Raw genomic sequence first — 15,151 nt, forward strand, 5'->3', positions numbered from 1 at the left:
TCAATGCCGTGCTCGCCGGGGTCGGCTACAACTTCCGCCTGCTGCTCCGGTGGTTGGCCCTTTTGTGCGCCTGGATCCTGATGCTCCTCGCCCCCGCTCCGGACCGCTCACCAGCCCAGCAAAGCGCTTGAGCCGCGTTCTTCACAGACGACGAATCTCCCTTGAGCGATACGGATCGACCTACGGAGGCGCCCCCTTCCAGGTTCCGAGGAGCATGTCGAGGAACCGCTCGGTGGCCGGGGCAAGGCGGCCGCCTTGCCGCCGGACCACGCCGATCGTGCGCGAGACCTCCGGGTTCCGGATCGGACGCGTGATGATGATGGGGTGATCACCCTGGGGCGTGGCGAGCTGCGGCAATACGGAAAGGCCCAGGCCCGCCTCGACGAGGCCGAGCGACGTCGAGAGATGCGTCACTTCGTAGGACCAGCTCAGGTGGACATCCGCCTTGGCCAGGGCCGCATCGAGAAGGGTGCGGTTGCCGCTCGCCCGGCTGACCATGACGATCCGCTGCCCGTCCAGGTCGGCCCAGTCGACCGCCTCACGCCGGGCAAACGGATGATCCCGCCGGCAGGCGAGCACGAACGGGTCCGCGAGCAGCGGCTCGAAGGTCAACTCCGGGTCCGAAGAGCCCAGGAGGTTGATGCCGAACTCGACCTCACCCCGGGCCACGCTCTCCAGGCCATCATTCGCCGAGAGGTCGAAGATCCTGAACCGGATGTTCGGGTACTGCTCGTTGAACCGGGCGATCACGCTGGGCAGGAAGTAGAAGGCGGCGGTCGGGATGCAGGCCAGCGAGATCTGCCCGGCACGGCGGACGCCGACGTCGCGCATGGCGAACAGCGACGAGTCGAACTCGTCGAGCATGCGCTGGATCAGGGGAAGCAACTCACGTCCGAGCGCCGTCAGCGACACGCGGCGAGTCGTACGCTCGAGCAGGGCTGCCCCGACGGCCCCCTCGAGCCGCTGGATGCGCCGGCTCAGGGCCGGCTGGGACATGTTGAGCATCTCGGCGGCGCGGTTGAACCCCTCGAGTTCCACCACTGCCGTGAACGCCCGCAGATCCAGCACCTCGAAATTGATGCTCATGCCGGAATAATAGCGCCGATCTTTGCATTTCACAGCAGCGAGCGGATTTGAGATCTTCGGCTCAGGACAAGAGCCGGACGGACCCGCCGACGGGCGGGATCTCCCAGGGGCCGAGCCTCCTGGAAGCCAATCGCCCCGGAGGTCCGAAAGTCGGACACAGCGTGCTGGAGCCTATGGCCCGACACCCGTCCGAGGGAAGTGCTCCTGTGCGGCCGTCGGGTCCGCCACGAGTCGCCATCGCCACCTGACGCCAACAGGACCAAGAGGAGGAAACGCAATGCGAGCACACACGCTGGATCAACATTCGGCGCCGCCCAAGACCAAGAGGTTCTACAAGGCGCTGTACTTCCAGGTCGTCGTCGGACTGATCCTGGGCATCCTGGTCGGCCATCTCTGGCCGGACCTCGGCGCATCGCTGAAGCCGCTGGGCGACGGGTTCGTCAAGCTCGTCAAGATGATGATCGCACCGGTGGTCTTCTGCACCATCGTCAGCGGCATCACCAGCCTCAACGACACCCGCGAGATCGGCAAGACGCTCGTGAAGTCGATGGCGCTGTTCTACGCCCTGACCGCCGCGGCGCTCCTCGTCGGGCTGGCGGCCGTCATGATCATCCAGCCGGGCTCCGGCATGCACGTCTCGCCGACGTCGCTCGATCCGACGGTGGCGGCGCGCTACGCCAAGCAGGCAGCCCCCGTCGGTTTCGTCGACTTCGTGCTGCACATCATCCCGAACTCGTTCTTCGGCGCCTTCGCCGACGGCGAGGTCCTGCCGGTCCTGCTCATCGCCATCCTCGTCGGCTTCGGGCTCACGCGGGTCGGCAAGGCCGGTGAGCCGGTCACCGTGGGGATCGAGTCCTTCGCCCACGTCCTGTTCGCCGCATTCGGCTTCATCATGAGGCTGGCCCCGCTCGGAGCCTTCGGGGCCATGGCTTTCACGGTCGGCAAGTACGGCATCCAGTCGATCGGCTCGCTCGGCATGCTCATTCTCACCTTCTACGTCGCGTGCGGCTTCTTCGTCGCCGTCATCGTCGGCGGCCTGGCACGGGCACATGGCTTCAGCCTCTGGAAGGTGCTGCGCTACTTCCGCGAGGAGCTGCTGATCGTGCTCGGCACCTCGTCCTCGGAACCGGTCCTGCCGCGCGTGCTCCAGAAACTGGAGGCCCTGGGCTGCAAGAAGGGTGTCTCCGGGCTGGTGCTGCCCATGGGCTACTCGTTCAATCTCGATGGCACGGCGATCTACCTGACGCTCGCCTCGCTGTTCATCGCCCAGGCATGCGACATCCATCTGTCGGCCGGCCAGATCGCCGCCATGCTCGGTGTCATGCTGTTGACCTCGAAGGGAGCCGCAGGGGTCACGGGCAGCGGCTTCGTCGCCCTCGTGGCCACCCTGACAGTCATGCCGGACCTTCCGGTGGCGGGCGTGGCGCTGCTCGTCGGCATCGACCGCTTCATGTCAGAGGCCCGCGCACTGACCAGCATCATCAGCAACTGCGTCGCCAGCATCGTCGTCTCGATCTGGGAGAATGCCTGCGACCGGGAGGTGTTGGCGCGTGAGCTGAACCAGAACTACGCCGACACCGAGCAGAGCTTGGAGGAGAGGGGCGAGGTCATGGGCCTGGCGCTGCATCCCCAGCCGGCGGCGCAGCCGTCGCACTGATCCCCTGCATCACCTCCCGCACACCATCGAGGACCTCACCATGGATCCCAAGGATTGGATCGGCCGCACCGAAACGGTGTCCGACATCGTCACCGCCACTCCCTACGCCGCGCTGTCGGCCACGCTGGACCGGTCAGCCGAGCGCCCCTCGGTCGGCACCCCCCTCCCGGCGCTGTGGCACTGGCTGTACTTCCTGCCGCTGCACCGGCAGTCCGAGATCGGGCCGGACGGTCACGCCAGACGAGGCGGCTTCCTGCCCCCGGTGCCGCTGCCCCGCCGGATGTGGGCCGGGAGCCAGTTCGAGTTCCACCGGCCGCTGCGCGTCGGGGACACCCTGACCCGGGTCTCCACCATCCAGGACGTGACCGAGAAGTCCGGCCGCACAGGCCCGCTGGTCTTTGTGAAGGTCCGCCACGAGATCAGCCGCGCCGGCGAGGCCGGGGTGGCCCTGACCGAGTTCCACGACATCGTCTACCGCGAGGCCCCCACGCCGGAAGACGTCCCGCCGGAGCCCCGGCCGGCGCCGACGGGCGCGGCCTGGGAGCGTCGCTGGGTACCCGACGATGTGCTGCTGTTCCGCTACTCCGCCCTGACCTTCAACGGCCACCGCATCCACTACGACCGGCGCTACGTCACGGAGGTCGAGGGCTATCCGGGACTGATCGTGCACGGCCCGCTGATCGCCACCCTGCTGCTCGACCTGCTCCGTCACCAACACCCCGAGGCCGAGGTCGCCCGCTACAGCTTCAGGGCGGTGCGGCCGATCTTCGACATCAACCCCTTCTCCGTCTGCGGCGAGCCGCAGTCCGACGGCAAGACGATCCACCTATGGGCCAAGGACCACGAAGGCTGGCTGGCTATGGACGCCACTGCGGTCATCAAGTGAGGACGACCACCATGAGACCTCTGACCGGCATCACCGTGGTCACCCTGGAACACGCCATCGCGGCCCCCTTCGCGACGCGCCAGCTCGCCGACCTTGGCGCGCGCGTCATCAAGATCGAGCGCCCCGGCGTCGGCGACTTCGCCCGCGGCTATGATGAACGCGTCCGCGGCGTCGCTTCGCACTTCGTCTGGACCAACCGCTCCAAGGAAAGCCTGACGCTCGACGTCAAGCACGCTGAGGCGCAGGCCATCCTGAAACGGCTCATCCGCGAGCAGGCCGATGTGGTCGTGCAGAACCTGGCGCCGGGCGCCGCAGCCCGCCTGGGCCTGTCGTACGAGGCGCTGTCGTCCGAGAAGCCGGGCATCATCGTCTGTGACATCTCTGGCTACGGCGACGACGGCCCCTACCGCGACAAGAAGGCCTATGACCTCCTGATCCAAGGCGAGTCCGGCTTCCTATCGGTGACCGGCACGCCGGAGACACCGTCCAAGGCCGGCCCGTCGATCGCCGACATTGCCGCCGGCATGTACGCCTACACCAACATCCTGGCGGCCCTGCTGCAGCGCCAGCAGAGCGGGCGGGGCTGCCACCTCGACATCTCGATGCTGGAATCCCTGGTGGAGTGGATGAGCTATCCCCTCTACTACGCCTTCGACGGCGCATCGCCGCCGGCGCGGACGGGCGCCAGCCACGCCACGATCTATCCCTACGGCCCATTCCCGGCCGGAGATGGCAAGACGGTGCTGCTCGGCCTCCAGAACGAGCGCGAGTGGGTGGCCTTTTGCGACAAGGTACTGGAGCGCCCCGAACTGGCGCAGCAGGAGCGGTTCAGCAGCAACTCCCGCCGCAGCGCCGCGCGCGAGGAGCTGGACAGCATCATCGTGGCGGCCTTCGCCGACCTGACCGCCGAGGAGGTGGTCGCCCGGCTGGACGCGGCAAACATCGCCAACGCCCGCGCCAACACCATGCACGAGGTCTGGAGCCACCCGCAACTGGCGGCCCGCAACCGCTGGCGCGCGGTGGAGACGCAGAACGGGCCGGTGCCGGCGCTGCTGCCGCCGGGCGCCGGGAGCGATGCGGAACCCCGGATGGACCCGGTGCCCACGCTGGGCGAGCACACTGACCGGATCCTTGCCGGGCTGGGCTACGCCCCCGGGGACATCGCGCGGCTGCGCAGCGAGAAGGCGATCTGAGCCATGGCCCTCCCGCTCACGTATCTGTTCGTTCCCGGCAACCGGCCGGATCGCTTCGACAAGGCGCTGGGCTCGGGTGCCGACGCGGTCATCCTCGACCTGGAGGATGCCGTTGATCCCGCCGCGAAGGACGACGCACGCGCGATGATCCGCGCCTGGCTGGACGCCGCTCCGCGCGACGGCCGCGTGCTGGTCCGGATCAACGACGGGGGGACGCCCTGGTTCACGGACGACCTAAGCCTCCTCCGCCACGCTGGGATCTCCGGTGTCGTGCTGCCCAAGGCTGAGGAGGCCGCGCAGATTGCCCGGGTCGCCGGCGTGCTCGCCCCCGGCGGGGTCGTCGTCCCGCTGATCGAGACCGCCCGCGGCCTGCGCGCCGTGGACGCCATCGCCGCGGCCGAACGCGTCCAGCGCCTGGCCTTCGGCACGCTGGACTTCGCTGTCGATCTCGACCTCTCCGGCGACGAGCGCGGGCTGGGCCCGCCGGCCATGGCCATCGCGGTGGCCTCACGCTGTGCGGGCCGGGCGGGGCCCGTGGCCGGAGTCACGCCGGAGATCGGCGACGAAGCGGCGCTGGCGCGCGACCTCGCCTGGGCGCGCGCATTCGGCTTCACGGCCAAGCTGTGCATCCATCCCCGGCAGGTGGATGCCGTGCGCCGGGCGCTGGCGCCGAGCGACCAGGAACTCGACTGGGCACGGCGGGTGCTCGCGGCAGCCGGGAGCGCCGCCGGGGCCGTGCAGGTCGACGGCCGGATGGTCGACCGTCCCGTGCTCCTCAAGGCGCAGTCGATCCTCGACCGCGCCCCGAACTGATCACTCTTGCAGAAAGGAACAGGACCATGCCTTCCACGATCATCGACTCCACCATCTTCGGCAACATCTTCAGCACAGAGGCCATGCGCGCGGTGTGGTCGGACGAGAACCGCACCCGGAAGTATCTCGACATCGAGGCGGCACTGGCCCGCGTGCAGGCCCGGCTGGACATCATTCCGCAGGAGGCGGCCGAGGAGATCGTCGCCAACTGCACCCTCGATCGGATCGATATGGCGAAGCTGCGGGCGCAGACCGAACGGATCGGCTACCCGGTGCTCGGCGTCGTCTCGCAGATCAATGCGCTGTGCCGGGACAAGCTCGGCGAATACTGCCACTGGGGCGCGACCACGCAGGACATCACCGACACCGCGACGGTGTTGCAGATCCGGGAGGCGCTGGCGCTGGTGGACGAGGACCTGGCGGGGCTGTCGGCGGCGCTGGCGGATCTGGCGAAGCGCCATCGCGACACCCCGATGATCGGCCGCAGCAACCTCCAGCAGGCGGTGCCCGTGACGTTCGGGTACAAGATGGCGGGCCTGCTCTCGGCTGTCGAGCGTCACCGGGAGCGGCTGGCCCAACTCCGGCCGCGCGTCCTGATGGGTGAGTTCGCCGGGGCGGCGGGGACGCTGGCCTCGATCGAACGGGGAGCCATGGAGACCCAGGCCGGGCTGATGGAGGAACTGGGTCTCGCCCAGCCGGTGATCGCTTGGCACACCATCCGCGACACGATCGCCGAGGTGGGCTGCTTCCTCGGGCTGGTCGGGGGCACGCTCGGCAAGCTGTCCATGGACGTGAAGCTCATGATGCAGACGGAGGTCGGCGAGGTCTACGAGCCCTACGCGCACGGGCGCGGCTCGAGCAGCACCATGCCGCAGAAGCGCAACCCGATCTCATGCTGCTACATCCACGCCGCGATTTCCGTCGTGCGCCAGCACGCGGCCGCCCTGCTTGATGCCATGGTGGCCGACCACGAGCGCTCGACCGGACCGTGGGAGATCGAGTGGATCGTCCTGCCGGAGGCGTTCTGCCTGCTGGCAGGCGCCTTGAAGCAGGCGCGGTTCGTGGTGAGCGGACTGGAGGTCGATGCCGAGCGGATGCGCGCCAACATGGAGATGACGAATGGGCTGGTGGCGTCCGAGGCAGTGATGATGGGGCTCGGTCGCTACATCGGCCGCGAATACGCCCACGACCTCGTCTACGACCTCTGCCGCGAGGCGGTCCGGCAGAACCGTCCGCTGCTCGACCTGCTGGCGGAGACGCCGGAGATCACGGCGCACCTGAGCCGCGCCGAGCTGGCCGAGCTCTGCGATCCGGCCAACTACCTGGGCCAGTCGGGGACCATGGTCGACCGCGTGCTGAGCCGCCTTCACGCCTAGGCATCTGCCGGGAGAGGTCTAACGGCGCGGCGTGGCAGCCGTCAGAGAGGAGCTCGTGCTCGAGCTGTCTCGCCGCGCCTTCCTGGTGGGCGTGCTCGCGCCGGCGGTGCCCCGCCTCTCGTGGTCATAAGGTGAAGAGCAGGCGAGGAGATCAGGGTGATCAGCTCGGGCGGCTTCACGGCCGCCTACAACATCCTTGCTCCCCGCTTCGAACAGAAGACCGACAAGAGAATTATCAGTGCCTACGGTGCGTCGATGGGCAACGCGCCGATGCCATTCCCCAGCGCCTCGCGCGCGGCGAGCCGACCGACATCATCTTTCTCGCGCCCGGCGCTCGACGAGTTTGCGGCGCGCGGTGTCGTGCGGCCCGACAGCCGCGTCGACCTCGCGGAGTCCCAAATCGGCGTCACGGTCCGGGCCGGCGCACCGAAGCCCAACATCGCGACCGTCGAGGCGCTGCGCCGCACCCTCCTGGCCGCGTCGTCGATCGCCTCCTCGGCCAGCGGAGCGGGGTTTATGTCTCGACCGAGCGCGACAAGCGGCTCGGCATCGAGGCAGAGGCGACGCCGAAGAGCCGCCGCATCTGAGTGAGCGCGTGGCGGCGGTGGTGACCCACGGTAAGGCCGAGATCGGCTTTCAGCAGATCAGCGAGACCGTCGGCGTGCCCGGGACCGAGATCGTCGGCCCCCTGCCGGTCAAGGTGCAGTGGGTCACGGTGTTCTCGGCCGGGGTCTTGGCCAACGTGCGGCGGCCGGAGGCGGCCGCGGAGCTGATCCGGTTCCTGGCCTCGCCGAATGCTGTCGCGACCGTCATGTCGACCGGCCTCGATCCCATCAAGCGGCGCTGAACGATCACCGAGTTCGCTCCACCGCGGCGGCATCACTCTTCAGCAGAAATGTGTGCGGTCCCGAGCTGACTGTGTCCTGTGTTTCAGCGAAGGTCCAGTAATGGCACGAGGCGGGACTTATCCGAGATTCCGTGTTCAGGACGTAAGCAGGCCTTGTCAAGACCGTGCTTCAAGGCTGAGTTTGGCACTTTCCGGCAGTTGAGGTGATGGCGGCTCACGGCGCTGGAGCAGACACGCAGCACAGGGGGTAGTGGCCAAGCAGACCACTTTGCGTACGTTCCGAACCAACCGTGCTACTTGTGCACGTTTGCACCTCAAAGATCTCTACACGCTGATCGAGACCTGCCGGCTCAATGATGTCAATCCGCGTGCCTGGCTCGCCGACGTTCTCGCGCGCCTGCCGGGTCATCCCGCAACGCGCCTCAACGAACTGCTGCCCTGGATCTGGCAAACCAGCACGCAACGCGCCGCAGCTTGAACCCGCGATAGCAAAAGCGAAACCGCTGACACCGCGGTGCTCACCGGACGCTTACGAACAAGCAGGGGAAGGACGCGAACAAGCGGTTACTTTCCAGCGCCGGACCGTCGGCGGATGCCGCTCGGCCGGGCCGGGCGGCGCTGGCCACGCGTACTCGTCACTCGTAATAGAGCTTGTGCCTTGCCGGCACAATGTTCAGCTCGCTCCCGCGAAGGTCGATGGCGTACTGGGTGACGCCCTTCACGACCGGCACCGGCCATTGGGTGCCGCCGATCCCGACAACGACGCTGTCCCCTTCGCCGATCTTGAGTTTCTCGATGTGGGCACGCGCGATTATTATGCGCGTCCGGGCCGTGAAGGATGAGACGGACTGCCCGTTGACCATGACCTCGATCGCTTGTCCGTCGAACCCTTCGCGGAAGTGCAGTTCGATGGAATGCTTCTCTGGCATTGCCGCCTCCTGAATCATGACCGATCCCGACCAGCCCGTCGCGATCAGCCCCGATCTTGGTCCTCTAAGCGCGCGAGAAGATCGCCGCAAAACGAGCATCGTTGCATTCAATATCCGTAAAGGCTTGGAAAGCGGACCTTCATAGGTCCTCGCTCCAAGACCGAGTTTGACCCATTAACGGATGTCGAATGCGTCGACTAAAGTGCTCTGTGATCGCTACTGGCAAACCGCTCGCGCTGCCCACTTAAAACGGGGACAACGGGGACCAAGCATACCACTGTGGCCTATTGGGGCCGCCCTCTCGCTGTGGCCAATCGGGGCTGCTTTGGCGCCATTCGAGGGCGCCAAAGTACTCGTGATAAGGCACCAATTCTTCAGGGGTCATTCCTTTGCCAAGGCCGGTTCTATCACCTCGAAGTAAGACATCCATCCAGTAGTTAAAGCGCCCCCACGCCTCGCTCGGCGCGCGCGCGCGGTCATCCTCATCCACGCTGTAATAGAACCTCGCGGGCAGCGCGCGAGGTGTGATGTAGGCATAAACTGGGCATACCCCGGCGGCGATGGGTTTACCCCAACATTGAGCGGTCTCTAGTACGTAGCCAAGCGGTTTTGAGGAGACCCGCTGCCAGTCGCGGTTACGGTTAATATCCTCGCTGAGCCATTTATGCCAAACTGGACCTGCCTCGAAGCGCCACACCCGGGGATCACTCTGCAGACGATATTGGTACAGGGGTACGGTTCCTTCGATCTGCTTTGCGGCGATATTGAATAACGGCCTGCCGCCATTCTGGATTTTCCAGGCGACGCCGCCGGCGTCGCTCGATCCCTCGAGATTCGCCGATGGGTACAACCGGTAGCTGCACACGTCGGGGTTCCGGTACAAGTAAATCGGAGTGTATAAGGAAAGACCAGAGATGATTGAAGTGCGTTGAGCGGCGCGCCTGTCAAACTCGGCCTGAAAGGCATTCTGCCTGGCCGCATCCGTAGCCAGCATCCATATTCGTCTGAGCGAGCCCTTTGAGAAATCGATGAGGGACGGGGTGTGCCATCCGCCTTTCAGCACGGCCACCCCGGCTTCCGCACCCTCCCTGATTCTATCGAGCTGCTCATCGGAAATGCCGACGCCGAAGACGCTCGTCCGGCTGTGTTCCTGAAACCTCTTGACTTTATTTTGATAAGTTGTGTCGTTCGTGACGCTGACGCTCGCTTTTTTGCCACCATAGGTAGCGTTGAGGTACGCGCCGAAATCGAAGTCCGAGTCCACCTGCGAGGTCTCGATTGCGCAGGAGACTATCACCCTGCAGCCGACCGCGATGGAACTGAGGTAATGCGTGCCGTACTGCTCGAAGAAGTCGGCGGGGTCGATCGACGGATTATCCAAATCAGCCTGCACCTCTGCCCGGACGGGCGCCGGCTGCCCGATGCTGTAGTTCAGGCTTAGTTGCCAGTAGGTGCTTTTTGCAACCAAGGAATAAAACTTGGTTGTTGCCAGTTTGGCGAGGGTCGAGCCAAACCTGGCATCAATCTCCGCCGCAAACGGGCCGTATCCGCCGCTCAGATTGGTGTGATTCGACCATTTGGTGATCTGATCGTCGATTGTCGAATCGAATTCGTAGTCGGATTTGACTTCGTAGCGCGGAAGAAACAAGACCTTTTGGGGTCGTTTATAGATCAACTTGATTTCCATAGGGACCGTGTTGAACGCAGTCTTTAGAATCTCAAGCTGGATACTGGCATCAATAACCTGCTGGTCGACTTCAGGCTCGGCAGAGAAATCCAGGATGTGCTGTTTGCAGCTCTCCACCGATGCGTAACGATCAAAGACGTCGTACCCCATCCCAAGGAATTCCAGGCCGGGGATCGGTTGACGTGGGGAAGGCGCGGGCGTCCCGCCGGACCCTCCAGATGCGGCAAAGTTTTGCAACACTGCCCAATCCTCAGGAGTCAACGCTTCGGAGTTGGATGAACCAGTCGGTGCCATGATTTGTGACCCCTTTTGAGGGCGTGTGTTGGCGGCCGCCGTTAGTCTCCACCGTGAGTCTCTAACGCACTAAGCTTGATCCCTCCATTCTTTCAGAGGATCACGCATGTATAACGAGCATCGTCACGTAATTACGAAGATGATTGCGCATGATCTCCCAAGCCTCATTGCCCGCCGCCCCATTCTTCTGCGCCTCCCATGCGGTTACGAAGCGGGGCCAGGACTGGGCAATGTGTCTAGCGGCTGGGTCGTTTAGCTTCCCGATGACCGGAATCACAGGTGTACAAACATGTACCATACTGTTGATCTGAAATTTAATAGCTTGTTTTTGCTGAGCATTCGCTGTTGTCCAGTGCTCTAACCTTCCGTCCGCTTGCTCAAATGCTGCCCGCAGATTGAGGGCAGCTTGTTCCGCAATTGTGGGCCTGCTGCTTATGCCACCCGCCATTTCCCACCTCCCTTAAAACGACGTGAGCGTGCCGTAGATCTGTGTTTCACCCGCGAAGATATTCCAGCCGACATTTCCCAGATGGATGGCCGATCCGCCCATGGCACAATGCAAGATAGCTAAACTCACGGGCCCTGCGAAGCACGGCCCTGGGTTCTCCGGCGCCCAAACCGCCGGGTCGGTGGTCCGTAAGCTCAGTTTGCCGCGATCTGCTATGCAGCGGCACGGAAGGCGCGCTTTGCCTGTCAGTTGGACCCTTGGTGATCCGACCCGCCAGCGTCAACATCATGCGACTCACCTTGGTCGCAGTTCGTCGATTACCACCAGGATACGCCCGAATAGGTCGCGAGGGAAGATGAAACTTCACCCAATATTTATTTCGACATATTCTGTCTGTTCCGGGGCCCCATGCCGACGTCTGGTCTGCTCACTGAGAAGTAGTCCTCCTTGATGTATGGCTTTTGAGCCGAATGGAGGACAAGAGAATGAGCAAGAAGCGGCACACGGCCGAGGAAATCGTCGCGAAGCTGCGGCAGGTTGATGTGTTGACCGCGCAGGGCCGGTCTGTGGTGGAAGCGATCCGCTCGATTGGCGTGACGGAGGTCAGCTACTATCGCTGGCGCTCCGAGTACGGCGGGCTCAGGAGCGACCAAGTCAAGCGCTTGAAAGAGCTCGAGGCTGAGAATGCCAGGTTGCGCCGGGCTGTCTCGGATCTCACCCTCGACAAGATGATCCTGAAAGAGGCCGCCAAGGGAAACTTCTGAGCCCCGCCCGCCGCGCCTGCGTGGAGCATGTGAAGGCAAAACTGGGCCTGTCCGAGAGACGGGTCTGCCGGGTTTTCGGCCAGCACCGGTCCACGCAGAGCAAGATCCCGACGTCCATGTGCAGGCCCGTGGCGTTCAGGAAGGTCAGCATGCCGCCGACATTGTACGGCACGCCGAGTTTGGCCGGCGTGACCGCGAATGTCGCCGTATCGGCGGCGACGATCATATCGCAGGCGAACACCGTTTCGGTGGCCCCGCCCCAAACCCCGCCCTCGATCATCGCGATGACCGGCCCGGGGAAGTTCTCGATCTCGCGCACGAGCTGCCGCAGCGGATCGTCCCAGCCGAGCGGGTCGCGACGGCTCTCGGGGAGTTCGTCGATGTCATGACCGGCGGAAAAAACCTTGACCCCCGGTTTGGCCCGGAGGATCACGACCCGCACCCTTGCGTCGCGGAACGCGTGCAGCGCGGTGATGACCTCCTCGACCAGCGGTTGGCTCAGGGCGTTGCGTCGACGCGCGTGATCGAGCGTGATCGTGCCGACAAACTCGGCCACCTCGGTGAGAATGTAGGCCATCGAAACCTCCTGGCAGGAGAAGGAGCGCTGGTCAGCATCTCAGGATGACACGTCAGGGCGGCCAATTCGGGGCCGCATACATCACTCCAATGCGTAGCCGCCTGTCGGAACAGAGAGGTGAGCACGCCAGGGACCCACTGAATCGAGAGCATCGGCGCGTCGATGCTCGGCGAGCCTGATGGAAGGGACCATTAGCGATCCTAACTTGTGGCCCTACGACTGCGCAAAATCGCGCCCGAGGAAACATCATACGTGGGCAACCGCATTTTTGAACCGCATGTATTCCGAATTTGGCACGCAATGGCCAGCTTTTGGCACTCGCCGGTCGTTTGTCTTGCGGCGGCTTGAGCCTCGAATCGGATCTTGATTTGCGACAGTCAGGGGACCGTGATGAGGCGGCTCATCGGCAAGCCGCCTCTGGCGTTTAGATATCAACCTGCTCCGCGATCACAAGCGCATCGTCGACGTCGATGCCCAGATATCGAACAGGACTCTCGATCTTGGTGTGGCCGAGCAGGAACTGGACGGCGCGAAGGTTACCGGTTCTTCTGTAGATCATCGATGCCTTCGTGCGCCGCAGGGAATGGGTGCCATAGGCCAGAGAGTCGAGCCCAATCGCGCGAAGCCGGAATCCCAACAGACGGGCGTACTGGCGTGTCGTCATGGGCCTCGCTCGACTGACTCTGCTCGGGAAGAGCGGTTCGTCTTTATGCAGATCCTGCTTCGCGAACCAGCGTTCTACCGCCTCGCGGGTCTGCTCCGTGATCTCGAACTGAACAGGCCGGCTCGTTTTTCGCTGCAACACGGTTGCTCGAGATGGCCCCGCCCATTGATTGCGCAGCCGACCTCACGAATGCCGCCGCGCTCACCGAGGCACGAGGGCCACATCATTCGTGTAGCAGCCAGTAGAACTCTGCTTAGGATCTTCGTCAGCTTACCAGGGCAAGCTGGACGGTTCTTTCTTTTCGCCAATCTCCTGCTCTTTACCCTGAGCTGCCAGCAGGTTGCCTCGGATCAGGATATCGCTGCGACCGACTTTCCTCTATGATCATGGGAGATCACGCGCGCCCGGCCGTTACGCCGGACTTGGTCAAGACGCGCGTCGGCACGCCCGTCGGTGTGCGGTCATCGCGTGATGTTATACCCTGACCGCCACCGCCTGATCCTTCGGGCCATCACCAAAATCGGTGATGGCTCTGACGCATGCAGGCTTTTTCCAGTGGAGGAAGCTCATGAATCTCAAACAAGCTGTTGTCGGCATCTTGGCGGCCGCGTGCTTCATCGGGGCCGCGATGCTTCTGCCGGGCGTTGGCCAAGCCCAGGATGCGAAGGTCAAGACGGCGATGGACCTCCTGGAGTCGATGGCGAACAAGCTGGGTCCGCCGAAGATTGAAGGGACCGATACGGTCGCCGGCAAGCAGGTGCCCGCCATTTATTTCGGCTCGACCAAGATGAACGACAATTTCGACTTGGTCGACGAGGTCGTGAAGCAGGCGGGCGGGACGGCCACGATCTTCGTGAAGAGCGGTGACGAGTATGTCCGCGTCGCCACGAACGTGAAGAAGGACGACGGGTCGCGAGCCGTCGGAACCATTCTGGATCCCAAAGGCAAAGCGATCGAATCCATCAAGAAGAACGAAGCCTTCTATGGAGAGGTCGACATCCTCGGCAAGCCCTACATTACAGGGTACGACCCGATCCGGGATCAGTCCGGGAACGTGATCGGAATCTACTATGTAGGTTATTTGAAGTAGACCGTCCGCCGCCCAACCCGATCAGGGTTAATACCAAAGCTCCGAGCGGGCGGCTCGGAGGCGGTTCAACCAAGCCGCTAATGCCACATCGTCGACCCGGAGCGCGACCAGGTCACAGGCGCGCAGCTTGCTGTCGAGCGCTAGATTGACTTGCTGTCGAGCGCCAGATTGAACAGAACCAGATCTCGAACGCGCTGCACAACTTGGAGATTGACCCGAATGGACCAGATCGCTTCGGTCTTGAGAGGCGGTTTGGGCCCCATCAACCTGCCTCGGTTCCATGGTGCTGCGGTTCGGCAAGTATGGTCGGAGAGACTGCCCTACATTGCCGTGCTCCTGAAACGAAGCCCCTGCACTGGAGCTTGGCCGGACCTGCCGGCAGAAAACCCAGACTGGGCATGCCTCCTAAGCAGGATCGCGGCGTAAGCGGCGAGGATGCCTTGGAACGTGACTGTGGCCGCAATGAGAGCCATGCCGGCCCATCTCATGCGGCCAGCCCCCGCAGCCTCCCACCGTGCGGCAAACGCCCGCGAACTCGCGTGAGGCTACCCGTGGCGTGGGGTAGTAGTTGTTGAGGACCGCTAATGGGATGGTCCGGCCGTGCTCTTGCCCCGCTTGCTCGTAAGCTGCGGGGTTTCTGAGCCACGCAAGGAGCACGTCCCATGTCGCGGTTTCCTCCGTCTGCTGTGATTGCCATCCTGGGCATCGACCTGGGCAAGAACACTTTTCATCTCGTCGGCCAGGACGAGCGCGGCGCCATCGTGTTGCGGATCAAGCTCTCCCGCTCGCAGCTCACGCAGCGCCTCGCGAACATCCCGCCCTGCTTGATCGGCATGGAGG

14 protein-coding genes and 4 pseudogenes are annotated in these 15,151 nt (G+C 64.1%); 11 read left to right on the forward strand and 7 right to left on the reverse strand.

What is annotated here, in order from left to right; all coding sequences use genetic code 11:
• Positions 1 to 180 precede the first annotated feature (180 nt).
• Positions 181 to 1,086 carry a LysR family transcriptional regulator gene (locus BN1233_RS10500; protein ID WP_046863896.1) on the reverse strand — a complete coding sequence of 302 codons (906 nt, stop codon included), beginning with the start codon at positions 1,084 to 1,086 and terminating at the stop codon, positions 181 to 183.
• 277 nt (positions 1,087 to 1,363) lie between these two features.
• Between BN1233_RS10500 and dctA the strand changes: the two genes are divergently transcribed.
• The 8 genes and pseudogenes from dctA to BN1233_RS44585 all read left to right on the forward strand — a co-directional run.
• Complete coding sequence (gene dctA / locus BN1233_RS10505) at positions 1,364 to 2,743, forward strand: C4-dicarboxylate transporter DctA (RefSeq protein WP_046863506.1); 1,380 nt, start codon at positions 1,364 to 1,366, stop codon at positions 2,741 to 2,743.
• Positions 2,744 to 2,783: 40 nt separating this feature from the next.
• Positions 2,784 to 3,629, forward strand: a complete 846-nt coding sequence (locus BN1233_RS10510) for an HTD2 family dehydratase (RefSeq protein ID WP_046863507.1) — start codon at positions 2,784 to 2,786, stop codon at positions 3,627 to 3,629.
• Positions 3,630 to 3,640: 11 nt separating this feature from the next.
• Positions 3,641 to 4,822 (forward strand): CaiB/BaiF CoA transferase family protein, encoded by a 1,182-nt coding sequence (locus BN1233_RS10515; RefSeq protein ID WP_046863508.1) that lies wholly within the window; start codon positions 3,641 to 3,643, stop codon positions 4,820 to 4,822.
• 3 nt (positions 4,823 to 4,825) lie between these two features.
• Positions 4,826 to 5,635, forward strand: a complete 810-nt coding sequence (locus BN1233_RS10520) for an HpcH/HpaI aldolase/citrate lyase family protein (RefSeq protein ID WP_046863509.1) — start codon at positions 4,826 to 4,828, stop codon at positions 5,633 to 5,635.
• 26 nt (positions 5,636 to 5,661) lie between these two features.
• Complete coding sequence (gene pcaB, locus BN1233_RS10525; RefSeq protein ID WP_046863510.1) at positions 5,662 to 7,011, forward strand: 3-carboxy-cis,cis-muconate cycloisomerase; 1,350 nt, start codon at positions 5,662 to 5,664, stop codon at positions 7,009 to 7,011.
• 156 nt (positions 7,012 to 7,167) lie between these two features.
• Positions 7,168 to 7,602 (forward strand): substrate-binding domain-containing protein, encoded by a 435-nt coding sequence (locus tag BN1233_RS50505; protein ID WP_187144273.1) that lies wholly within the window; start codon positions 7,168 to 7,170, stop codon positions 7,600 to 7,602.
• A gap of 4 nt (positions 7,603 to 7,606) precedes the next feature.
• The gene (locus BN1233_RS50510; protein WP_187144274.1) at positions 7,607 to 7,858 is read left to right on the forward strand and encodes a substrate-binding domain-containing protein; all 252 of its coding nucleotides are present in this window, start codon (positions 7,607 to 7,609) and stop codon (positions 7,856 to 7,858) included.
• Positions 7,859 to 8,180: 322 nt separating this feature from the next.
• Positions 8,181 to 8,336 (forward strand): annotated as a pseudogene (locus BN1233_RS44585) (transposase domain-containing protein); the annotation flags it as partial.
• 157 nt (positions 8,337 to 8,493) lie between these two features.
• Here the strand turns inward: BN1233_RS44585 and BN1233_RS10535 are convergent.
• The 3 genes from BN1233_RS10535 to BN1233_RS10545 all read right to left on the reverse strand — a co-directional run bounded on the left by BN1233_RS10535 (position 8,494) and on the right by BN1233_RS10545 (position 11,216).
• Positions 8,494 to 8,787 carry a hypothetical protein gene (locus tag BN1233_RS10535; protein ID WP_147707129.1) on the reverse strand — a complete coding sequence of 98 codons (294 nt, stop codon included), beginning with the start codon at positions 8,785 to 8,787 and terminating at the stop codon, positions 8,494 to 8,496.
• Between the two features lie 244 nt (positions 8,788 to 9,031).
• The gene (locus tag BN1233_RS10540) at positions 9,032 to 10,768 is read right to left on the reverse strand and encodes an MAC/perforin domain-containing protein (RefSeq protein ID WP_082145351.1); all 1,737 of its coding nucleotides are present in this window, start codon (positions 10,766 to 10,768) and stop codon (positions 9,032 to 9,034) included.
• A 100-nt stretch (positions 10,769 to 10,868) separates the two neighbouring features.
• Positions 10,869 to 11,216, reverse strand: a complete 348-nt coding sequence (locus BN1233_RS10545; protein WP_046863513.1) for a hypothetical protein — start codon at positions 11,214 to 11,216, stop codon at positions 10,869 to 10,871.
• A gap of 485 nt (positions 11,217 to 11,701) precedes the next feature.
• On the opposite strand from BN1233_RS10545, the pseudogene BN1233_RS10550 reads away from it, so the two are divergent.
• Positions 11,702 to 12,090: pseudogene (locus tag BN1233_RS10550) on the forward strand (transposase); the annotation flags it as partial.
• Positions 12,091 to 12,131: 41 nt separating this feature from the next.
• On the opposite strand, the pseudogene BN1233_RS10555 reads toward BN1233_RS10550, so the two are convergent.
• Positions 12,132 to 12,557, reverse strand: a pseudogene (locus BN1233_RS10555) (enoyl-CoA hydratase-related protein); the annotation flags it as partial.
• A 424-nt stretch (positions 12,558 to 12,981) separates the two neighbouring features.
• Positions 12,982 to 13,362 carry a tyrosine-type recombinase/integrase gene (locus tag BN1233_RS10560; protein ID WP_052763751.1) on the reverse strand — a complete coding sequence of 127 codons (381 nt, stop codon included), beginning with the start codon at positions 13,360 to 13,362 and terminating at the stop codon, positions 12,982 to 12,984.
• A gap of 427 nt (positions 13,363 to 13,789) precedes the next feature.
• Between BN1233_RS10560 and BN1233_RS10565 the strand changes: the two genes are divergently transcribed.
• On the forward strand, positions 13,790 to 14,311 hold the full coding sequence (locus BN1233_RS10565; RefSeq protein WP_046863900.1) for a Cache 3/Cache 2 fusion domain-containing protein: 522 nt from the start codon (positions 13,790 to 13,792) through the stop codon (positions 14,309 to 14,311).
• Positions 14,312 to 14,451: 140 nt separating this feature from the next.
• Here the strand turns inward: BN1233_RS10565 and BN1233_RS51010 are convergent, their stop codons facing one another.
• Entirely contained in the window at positions 14,452 to 14,574 is a 123-nt protein-coding gene (locus BN1233_RS51010; RefSeq protein WP_425311704.1) for a hypothetical protein, read from the reverse strand.
• 399 nt (positions 14,575 to 14,973) lie between these two features.
• On the opposite strand from BN1233_RS51010, the pseudogene BN1233_RS49605 reads away from it, so the two are divergent.
• Positions 14,974 to 15,151, forward strand: a pseudogene (locus BN1233_RS49605) (IS110 family transposase); the annotation flags it as partial.

The organism is Microvirga massiliensis (genome assembly GCF_001006805.1).
GTDB lineage: Bacteria > Pseudomonadota > Alphaproteobacteria > Rhizobiales > Beijerinckiaceae > Microvirga > Microvirga massiliensis.